At 36.0% G+C, this 8867-nt stretch carries 8 protein-coding genes; 4 read left to right on the top strand and 4 right to left on the bottom strand.

Annotation, left to right across the window (positions count from 1 at the left end; all coding sequences use genetic code 11):
- The 3 genes from ACT3RM_RS15945 to ACT3RM_RS15935 all read left to right on the top strand — a co-directional run.
- A partial coding sequence (locus tag ACT3RM_RS15945; RefSeq protein WP_444511416.1) for an alpha/beta hydrolase occupies nt 1–560 on the top strand: 560 nt, incomplete at its 5' end.
- Nucleotides 561–779: 219 nt separating this feature from the next.
- Nucleotides 780–1184 (top strand): DUF1801 domain-containing protein, encoded by a 405-nt coding sequence (locus ACT3RM_RS15940; protein ID WP_192532261.1) that lies wholly within the window; start codon nt 780–782, stop codon nt 1182–1184.
- 107 nt (nt 1185–1291) lie between these two features.
- The gene (locus tag ACT3RM_RS15935) at nt 1292–2746 is read left to right on the top strand and encodes a hypothetical protein (protein WP_192532260.1); all 1455 of its coding nucleotides are present in this window, start codon (nt 1292–1294) and stop codon (nt 2744–2746) included.
- Nucleotides 2747–3104: 358 nt separating this feature from the next.
- Here ACT3RM_RS15935 and ACT3RM_RS15930 read toward each other — a convergent pair whose 3' ends face one another.
- Both ACT3RM_RS15930 and ACT3RM_RS15925 read right to left on the bottom strand, forming a co-directional pair.
- Nucleotides 3105–4199: a ParB family protein gene (locus tag ACT3RM_RS15930; RefSeq protein ID WP_192532259.1), complete on the bottom strand. Its 1095-nt coding sequence runs from the start codon at nt 4197–4199 to the stop codon at nt 3105–3107.
- A 4-nt stretch (nt 4200–4203) separates the two neighbouring features.
- The gene (locus tag ACT3RM_RS15925) at nt 4204–5409 is read right to left on the bottom strand and encodes a ParA family protein (protein ID WP_086998901.1); all 1206 of its coding nucleotides are present in this window, start codon (nt 5407–5409) and stop codon (nt 4204–4206) included.
- Nucleotides 5410–5760: 351 nt separating this feature from the next.
- Between ACT3RM_RS15925 and ACT3RM_RS15920 the strand changes: the two genes are divergently transcribed.
- Nucleotides 5761–6834: a replication initiation protein gene (locus ACT3RM_RS15920; RefSeq protein WP_179808317.1), complete on the top strand. Its 1074-nt coding sequence runs from the start codon at nt 5761–5763 to the stop codon at nt 6832–6834.
- A 925-nt stretch (nt 6835–7759) separates the two neighbouring features.
- On the opposite strand, the gene ACT3RM_RS15915 is transcribed toward ACT3RM_RS15920, so the two are convergent.
- Complete coding sequence (locus ACT3RM_RS15915; RefSeq protein WP_444511415.1) at nt 7760–8143, bottom strand: zinc ribbon domain-containing protein; 384 nt, start codon at nt 8141–8143, stop codon at nt 7760–7762.
- Between the two features lie 139 nt (nt 8144–8282).
- Nucleotides 8283–8717 (bottom strand): hypothetical protein, encoded by a 435-nt coding sequence (locus ACT3RM_RS15910; protein ID WP_193050459.1) that lies wholly within the window; start codon nt 8715–8717, stop codon nt 8283–8285.
- Nucleotides 8718–8867 lie beyond the last annotated feature (150 nt).

Here is an 8867-nt window from a genome sequence, read left to right as displayed (position 1 = left end):
TAATTGCCATTCCGAATACAAATAGATCTCGTGACTTAACTCCGTCATCGATTATAGAGTGGAAGTTTAAAGACCGCGTTTTGGAAACATTCGAGCAAACAGGAAACGCTAATCAGTTCGCTAAATTTCTTGAAAAAGAGTTGATACCCGCCGTTGACACTGCATATAGGACGTCCAACAAGCGATTGTTAGTTGGTGAGTCGTTTGGCGGTTTGTTCGCAGCAAACACTCTTATAGAGTCACCATCTGTATTTACAGATTATTTAATCATAGATCCCACATCGCTATGGGATAATGATTACTTAAATCGGGCATTGAACGCCGGCAATAGAGATATAAATTTCAATTCTCGAGTTTACTTTGCTTTCGCAAACAATTCTCATTTGGGAGATATCGGGCTGACCAATTATAGATGGGGTGCTACTTTTGCTTCATCTGTAATTGATAATAATGATGCTATTTCGGAGCAACAATATTTTAAAAATGAGACTCATGGTACCGTTGCTTTTTTAGCTTGGTACAATGGGCTTAAGACACTTATGTCAACCACCAAGCAGTGATGTGTATAACAAAACAATTAAGCCGCCTGCTGCGTCCCTTATTTCAAAGTTGAGGCTGTAGAATTACTCTTTTTTAAGAAAAACATCCTGTTTTATGGGTCCCAAATGCATTACCTAATGCTCTAAAAACGCTTAGAACTAATTGCAGGAGCTAGTTTTTTAATTGATTTTGGCTGTTGGAGTTATTCTACAGGCTCGTTATGTGAATAGGAGGTTCCAGTGAACAAGGTAGTCAAAGAACGCTTCGATGAATATCCGGAAAATGCTCGTATTAGGCTAGAGGAGCTAAGAAATCTAGTCTTTCAAATCGCATCTGATTTGGAGCTGGGTGAAGTCGATGAAACTCTAAAATGGGGTGAACCTAGCTATAGTGTAAAAACAGGCAGCCCGCTAAGAATGGACTGGAAGCTGAAATATCCTAATAATTATTACCTATTCTTTAATTGCCAAACTAAGTTAGTCGATACATTTAGAGAATTGTATGGTGAAGAACTGGTGTTTCAGGGAAACAGATCAATAGTTCTGTCCTTATCGCAAGTGTTACCAGAAACAGCAATCAAGTCCTGTTTAGAGTTAGCTTTAACCTATCAGCAGCGTAAACATTTACCTCTTTTAGGCGCGTGAAGATCACAAAATACAGTTGGCTATTTTCACTCCGTTCAATATTTTAGCCAACAATATTTTGCCGCTTAAGGTGGAGTTATATTTTTAATTGAGTTCAGAGGTATTTGATGGCAAAAGCTAAGTTGTCTCGAGATCAGAAAAGAAAGAAGAGGCTTGAAAAGAGACGTAAAAAAACTGATGTGGCAGTTAAGTTGCCATCAGGAGTGAGGAGTATTTCTAGACGTCAATTTGACGCTTTTTGTTTTTCACGTCATCCTATGGCAAGAAGTACAGCAGATGAAAAACAGTGGTTTATTGCATACGATAAAAAAATTCTAGCAACTGTTTTTAGAAATGCAATCGATAATGATTATGGCTTTGTCATTATGGGGCGTGATACTAGAAAAATATTTAGGGTGCTAGAAGTAAGCAAAACATTTAAACCGAGTGAACTAGGTGCTCGAAATGAACTAATCAAAGCTATTAAAAAATATAAAAATGATGGTAAATCTTTTTACCCTCAAGGGGATGAAATTAAATTAACCAATGAACTCTTTGAGCCTTTAGTTGAGCGAGGAAAGTTGAATCCCATCTATATAGCTTTAGCTGAAGAACCTAGGATGGAAGCAGCTCGAAATTTGATAAAAGAAATTGTGTATACTTTTGATGACCCTGATGGTCATTATATAAAAGAATTTCAAACACATGGCTTTGACGCTCGTCTTTGGGAGTTGTATCTATATATCTATTTCCACGATAAATTCACTCAAATTAAAGGGAATGCTGCACCTGACTTCCACATTACTAATGGGGTGCATGAGTATTTAGTTGAAGCTGTGACAGTGAATCCGAGTGAAAATCAAGCGCGTCCAGATGAAGAGGCGCCGGAAGATCCCGAAAAGTTACGAGAGCTTCTCAACGGCTATATGCCAATTAAGTTTGGTAGCCCTTTATATTCTAAGCTCAAGAAGAGATATTGGGAAAGATCTCATGTTCAAGACAAGCCATTAGTATTCGCAATACATGACTTTCATATTACAGGCTCTATGACTTGGTCTAGAACTGCCTTAATGGAATACTTATACGGTTTTAGGGCATCGATTGTAGATGGAAAGCCAAAAATTACCCGCATAGAGACTCATGAATGGAAAGGTAAATCAATTCCTTCTGCCTTTTTCAATCAGCCTGATTCTGAGCATGTTAGTGCTATCTTATTTAGCAATGCAGCAACTATTACAAAGTTTAATCGTATGGGTAAGCTCGCTGGTATGGGGGGGGAAGATATTAAAATCTTGAGGGATGGCACTCGGTTTAATCCTGATCCAGAGGCTTTTGCTGGCATACCTTTCCATGAAGATGTAGATTCGCCTGAGTATACGGAATCATGGTCAGAGAGTTTGGTAATATACCATAATCCAAATGCCTTGCATCCTGTTGACCCTAATAACTTTCCAGACATTTCACATATATTTTCGTGCGATGAAAATGGGGAACAAGGTTTCTATCAGCCATACGATGTGTTGAATTCAACCTCATTCGTTATTTCTACAAAGGAACCGATTCCTGAGTTAGCAAAAATATAACAAACGCTTTATAGCAGGCTTGCGCTCCTTCGTCGCTAATTTTAGCCTGCTATTTTACGCCGGTTAAGCGAAGCGTTACCAATGTCCGGTTATGGCACATAGCTGCCGAAAAACTAGCCCAGAAAACTCTAAACTTTATTATCTTGGTTTCATACTTTAGTTTAATTTTAACTTTTTAATATCAACCCAGCAGATATATGAGCGTGAGTCAGGCTAGATACTGTTGATTTATTCAGCCTGAATAACTACAAATAAAAAACACTAAAGACTTTAAAAACAATAACTTAAAACAAAATCTCCGTTGAGGAACCTAAAAGGTATTCACTCATAAATTAGCTATGACTGAATACCTTTATTATTAAAGCGAGTCTTGCAACACTTTAGCAATAGCCTGGTCTAAAGTATCTTGTACTTCTTTTGTTAGCTGTGAAAACTCATAAGCGAATTTTCTACCTTTAACGCGCTTACGTGCATAGGTATTCTTTTTGCTAAAATTTGCAAGTGGAGTAACGATAGCCTGCTCGGTTGGCTTAGGTTTGTATGTTTTAATAGCGTCTGTAACTATTTTTAATATAGCTTCTTTATAATCGTCTTGAACTAATTCACTATTGATATTAATTATATTGCTTTCTATATCCTTTATAAATTCATTTACGTTTTCACCTAACGTTTTTTGTACTGTATTTAATACTTTGTAGTCTGAGTGTGACAATAAAGAAATATCCGGAAACAGCTCAATAATAGCACTATCGATAGAGGCAGCAGTTAGCGCCTTACTTACCTTGGCTTGGCTTAAGCCCATTTCTTCAGCTAATTCAGATTGCGTGAGTTTTTTATTATATTTTTTTTCATAAAGCTGACTTTCTAACTGACAACGCATACCAATTTCACGTAAGTTGTGCTCTTTACTAACTTGCAGCTGCTTAGCTAATGCTTTAGCGTCACCAGAGCTAATATCGTCATCTGTGACTAATATTTTAAATGAGTTAATTTTACCTGCTTCAAGCAAAAACCTAGCTCTACGCCTGGAGCCATCTAGCAGATCAATTACGCCATTAACTACGCCATTAACTCTTCGGCCTATAGCTGGGTAATATTGTTGTATACATAATGAGTCTAGATCTTGAAGAGATTCTTTGGTTAGACCAGATTGATCTCGACCATTCACTTCAAATGTGACCGAAGTAAGCTCTTTAACTTGCTGATAACTTAATGTAATAGGAACAAATTGCGCTATTTTTCCTGATTTTAACTTCCAGGATACACTCTCTCCAACATTACTTATCCCTAGATGGGTTTGTAATACATCCATTAGTGATAATTTAGAACCAGTGATCTCTGCTTTTAATTGCTTTGCAAGCGACTCTATATTACTTTTCTGTCCTGACTCGATTGCATCTTGCGCTCCGACTGCATTGCCAAGTGGTGATCTTATTCCACGTTTTCTAGCCATGATTTTACTCCTGCTCCTGCTCTTGCTTACGCCATACATTTACAATATCGCGCTGTAGTTGACTTGTTACTTCATAAGCATTTTGCTGTGCCACTTGGTATGACATTTTACTTTTTGGGTACTCACTTTTAGACATATCAAACACCGTTGATAATAAAGATGATGCCTGCCTTACAGCTTCACCATTTTTAAATTCTTTAGAGTATAAATAAGGTGAAAAGCTATCATTAAGGCTATTGAGTAACTCCGTTGTTGTTGAACTGTCTTTATGATTTGTAATAAGTATTTTCATGAAGTCATACCCCTGATGCTTCGCATTATTCAATAATCCCCAGACTTGCGGTATATATGAAAAATAAGAACACGTTGCATCTATGTCATTTTCTGTAATTGATAGTGGGAAAAGTACACTGGTTGCGGCGTAGTAAGCGTTATACGTTGCATAGCCTAATGATGGAGGGGTATCTATTATGATAATATCGAATTCATCTTCAACTTCATTTAAAATCTTACTCAAAATAGAGTAGGGCGAACTTAGAGACTTATTAAATACGCCTTCATGAAACCACCCCTCAATACCACGATCTGATTGTGAGGCAGGTAAAATACGGAGGTTTGGAATTGTAGTAGGTAAAAAGGCACTTGAAATAGCTTCTTTTTTAGTTTCATTTTCGTCTAATTCATAGTTTCCCATGATCAGATCGCCTACAGATAAACAACCTTCTTGTGCTGATTCAGGGGCGTAATACATTGATAGTGTAGCTTGTCCATCCATATCAATAAGGCCTACGCGATACTCTTGATGAAACTCAGTAGCTAGTCCTGAACCTATTGTTGCACTTGACACTGTTTTACCAACACCACCTTTTTGATTCTGAATCACTATAATCTGTGCTTTCTGCTTATCACTACGTTTGAACTTAGGTTCTTTACGTAATTCAACAGAGAGCGAATCTCTTACTTTATAAATTTCTTCGATGTCAATTGACCACTGTGCATCTTCGTGTCTACGTGGGTCAATACCCAGTGAAGCGCAATACCTATCTAAAGTTTTTACATCAATATCTAAATATATAGATGCTTCAGCTCGCGTAAAACTTCTAAGCTCCTTACGATGATTTACTAAAAGCCTCTGATTGCGTCTTTTTATATAGCGATCAGCGCCTTCCTTTAAATCTTGAAAAATGTGAGTAGTCTTTTCAATGGTCATAGATGAATCCCTTTTTGTTTAAAACAAGTGTATCCCTTGTTTTTTGAGTTGTCCATGTATTTTAGAGGTATTTGATTTTTTGTTTTAGTTTTATAATTTGAGTTATTCACATTGAATAATTACCAAAAAAGAAGCCGTAGGTGTTGGCAAATAGGGATTGTAGGTAAAATACAACTTGAGGAATATTTTTATCGTTATTTTAAAAAATGACTATTGAAATACAAGCTCCCCTCATCATCGAAATATAAGCTAATTAGAGAGTATATTTTAATGTCTAATATGTGTAATCTAGTAAAAACACCAAGAATATGTCATCAACTAGCAAATACAGTCTCGACATTGGAAGAAGAAATGAGCATCGATGAGAAAAAGAAAGTAGTTTCAAGGGATTCTCTTCCTAAACACATAAAAAAGAGCCATCAGATAGTATTTAGTCGCCAAGATTTATCTGCCCGTGAAGCAGATATATTTGCACTCATGATTGCAACTATGAAAGAAAGTGATTGGGTTGGAACAACCCCTAAATACGAGTTTTCAGCATCTCAGCTCTCCAATTGGCTCAATATAGCGCCAAAACATATAGCGACATACCTTAACCCTGTAGCTATGCGGCTATCACGATATAGCGTTGGTATAAAAACTGAAGATGGTAATGGTGAAATTGAATTTGACTATAAACCAATATTTAAAAATATAAGCTATAAAAACCGCACATTTACAATGATACCTAATGATCTTCTGAAGTCTGAGTTTATAGAGTATAAGCAAGGATTTGCGCTGATCAATACCACAAGCTTTTTATGCATAAAACAGGAATACGCAAAGCGACTCTATGAAATACTTAGTAGGTTTAAAGAGCCCGGCTACGAAATGCACTTGATTAAGCTTGATGAACTAAAAGGTTTATTTGGTCTATATGATGAAAAAGGGAATTTAAAATCAGATAAATTATCTTTTAAAAATAATGGGGTTTTTATGCAGAGATGCATTAGAAGCAGCATTGATATTCTCAAGGCCAATCCGACAACAAATAAAGAGCTATTATTTTATGAAAGTGCTAATGGTGAAGTTGGCTACGAATTAAAAAAACAAGGCAACAAAATCATAGCTATCAAATTCCTTATGAGTTGGATAACAAAAGGCAATATTGAGGAATTTAATGAACGCGATGCTATTTCTACTATTAAAAAGCTAGAGCTTAAAAGGCAGCAATTAAAGTCTGAAGGCAATGGTAAAAAATTATCAACTGCAGAACTTAAACTGTTACTTTCTGCATACAATTACACTGGTAATGAGGATCTATCTAATAAAATAGCTACAACCTTGATTGAAAGGCGTAATAACCGCGCAGAACAAGCATCCAGCAAAGAAGAAATTGATATTGCGAATAAACTGACTATAGATAATTTAGATATTCCATATTAAAAAGCATATTACATATTTTTGGTATGTACTCTTAATAACACCAAAAATATGTAATGTAGCTCATATAAAATATGCTCACATAGACCTATTTTTAATAACTTCCCATAAAATACGACGAATATAGCCCTACAAATAAATAAAACACCAATAATATGTTACGTACATGCAAAGATATAACCCTCAACACCAAAAATATGTTACGTACATACAAAGATACAAGCTCTCAACACCAAAAATATGTTACGCATATACACAAATACAAACTTTCAACCTCAGAATTGTATTAAATATATTAAAAAAGAGCTTAATCTATCATTTTGCATGCTAGCAATGAGACATATACTATAAAAATAGTGTATGTCGTCAGAACCTTATTCTAAAAAAGAACACCAAATATATGTAATCTAAACACCAAATATATGTAATCTAAACACCAAATATATGATCCGAAACACCAAATATATGATCTAAAACACCAAATATATGATCCGAAACACCAAATATATGATCTGCCATCATGTTTTTATCTTTTAATAACAATGACTTACATGCGCCTATAGTTCTTATAGATCTTATAGTTTTAATAGATTTAATAGAATTAATAGGTACTGTGGATATGTGAATAAGTTAATGTCGAATCTAACGAGTTAATTAGATCAATATTTTACTAACTCATTAGTGAAATAGTTAACAATTAAGACTAATTACCCTATTAAGCTACTATTAAAAGGGATTAAGCTTTAAAAACACTGTGGAGTAGGTAAATACATGATCTCTAAATTATCTTTATTATCTAGCATCAATTAACTTGGACAGTTGATTTCATTAAGTCAGAACGTTACCTATAGACGGATATACATTGTGAACTACCCACAGACGCCACCACGTGTCGATCAATGGGCTTCTACAGTCTAGCTTATGAATGCTAGGCTGCTTCTTTTTTCTCAGATCCAACAGCAAACTTCGATAGCTCGAAGACTTTCATTTTATTAGCTGCTTTCCGCTGAGAAGTGGGATTAACCCTTGCGACGATTCCAGCCGCTATTAAGTCTAACTCACCTGTGTTCGCTATGCTTTTAGCCGCTGAAAGGTCGCGATTTTTATGCGCTCCGCAAGCCACACAAATGAAATGTCTATCGTTCAATGTTAAAACATGGTGCTGGCCGCATTCTGCGCAAATCCCAGTCGATTTTTCAAATCGACCAATTTCATGATAGAGCTTGCCTTCAAGCTCAGCCTTGTATTTTGAAAGCTGAGTTATCAGAGCCATCACATTGTCAGCTACCATGCTGCCATTGAATTTTTGCATCGCTTTTACGTTCACCGTTACACAAAGGAATATCAAAATATTGTGAAACCTTTTTAAATACAGTTACTTAATAGGGTAGAGTGTTTTTCTCATATTTTTGGTTAAATAGTTGAGAATCAAGAAGTGTTATTCACACCTATTATGAAATACTGACCAGTCTTTTTCTACCTAGTTCTTCCTGCAATTCGTACAACCTAAACATTAGCGTGGCGTTTAAAGCCTCCATTTCTTTCTGAGCTGTCTTGGCATCATCTCGCTCTGAACGATATTTTTCTTTTAGCGCTTTCTCTCGCTTTAAGTCAGCTTTCAGCTTCTCGACTTCTGTTAGTTCTGCTTCGCCCAAATCCATGCCTTCAATGGCTTGTTTCTTAGTTTTGTTAAAAGTATCTATTTTTGGAGTCGCACGCTCTACGAATTCTTTGAATTTATGCACATAGCTATGACTAAGGCGTGCCTCTTTGTTAACCTTGTTTAAAGTTAGGGTGCCTTCTGGTTTTACTCTTATAGGGCATCCAGACAACAACCGCTCTAGCGCCTCTTCCAAACGCGCCTCTGTAATTACTTTCTTATCCATTGTTTGCCTCTGTGATTACTATGACACCGTGAACTTTATCTTTAAATTCAATGAACTCAACATCGTGATTTTTCATTAGAGCTTCATTGATCTTTATTTTCTGCTTTATTCCAACAAGGATGCTCTGCATCATCGAATCACCTTCGTTCT

It is taken from the genome of Pseudoalteromonas sp. AOP7-A1-14, assembly GCF_052376275.1.
Classification (GTDB): domain Bacteria; phylum Pseudomonadota; class Gammaproteobacteria; order Enterobacterales; family Alteromonadaceae; genus Pseudoalteromonas.
Note: the sequence above shows the minus strand (reverse complement) of the source record. Positions and strands in the feature narration are given on the sequence as shown.

Bases quoted from the DNA above. Each gene is read 5' to 3' on its own strand.
- ACT3RM_RS15935 (WP_192532260.1), top strand. From the start codon at position 1,292: ATGGCAAAAGCTAAGTTGTCTCGAGATCAGAAAAGAAAGAAGAGGCTT.
- ACT3RM_RS15930 (WP_192532259.1), bottom strand. From the start codon at position 4,199: ATGGCTAGAAAACGTGGAATAAGATCACCACTTGGCAATGCAGTCGGA.
- ACT3RM_RS15925 (WP_086998901.1), bottom strand. From the start codon at position 5,409: ATGACCATTGAAAAGACTACTCACATTTTTCAAGATTTAAAGGAAGGC.
- ACT3RM_RS15920 (WP_179808317.1), top strand. From the start codon at position 5,761: ATGAGCATCGATGAGAAAAAGAAAGTAGTTTCAAGGGATTCTCTTCCT.
- ACT3RM_RS15915 (WP_444511415.1), bottom strand. From the start codon at position 8,143: ATGCAAAAATTCAATGGCAGCATGGTAGCTGACAATGTGATGGCTCTG.
- ACT3RM_RS15910 (WP_193050459.1), bottom strand. From the start codon at position 8,717: ATGGATAAGAAAGTAATTACAGAGGCGCGTTTGGAAGAGGCGCTAGAG.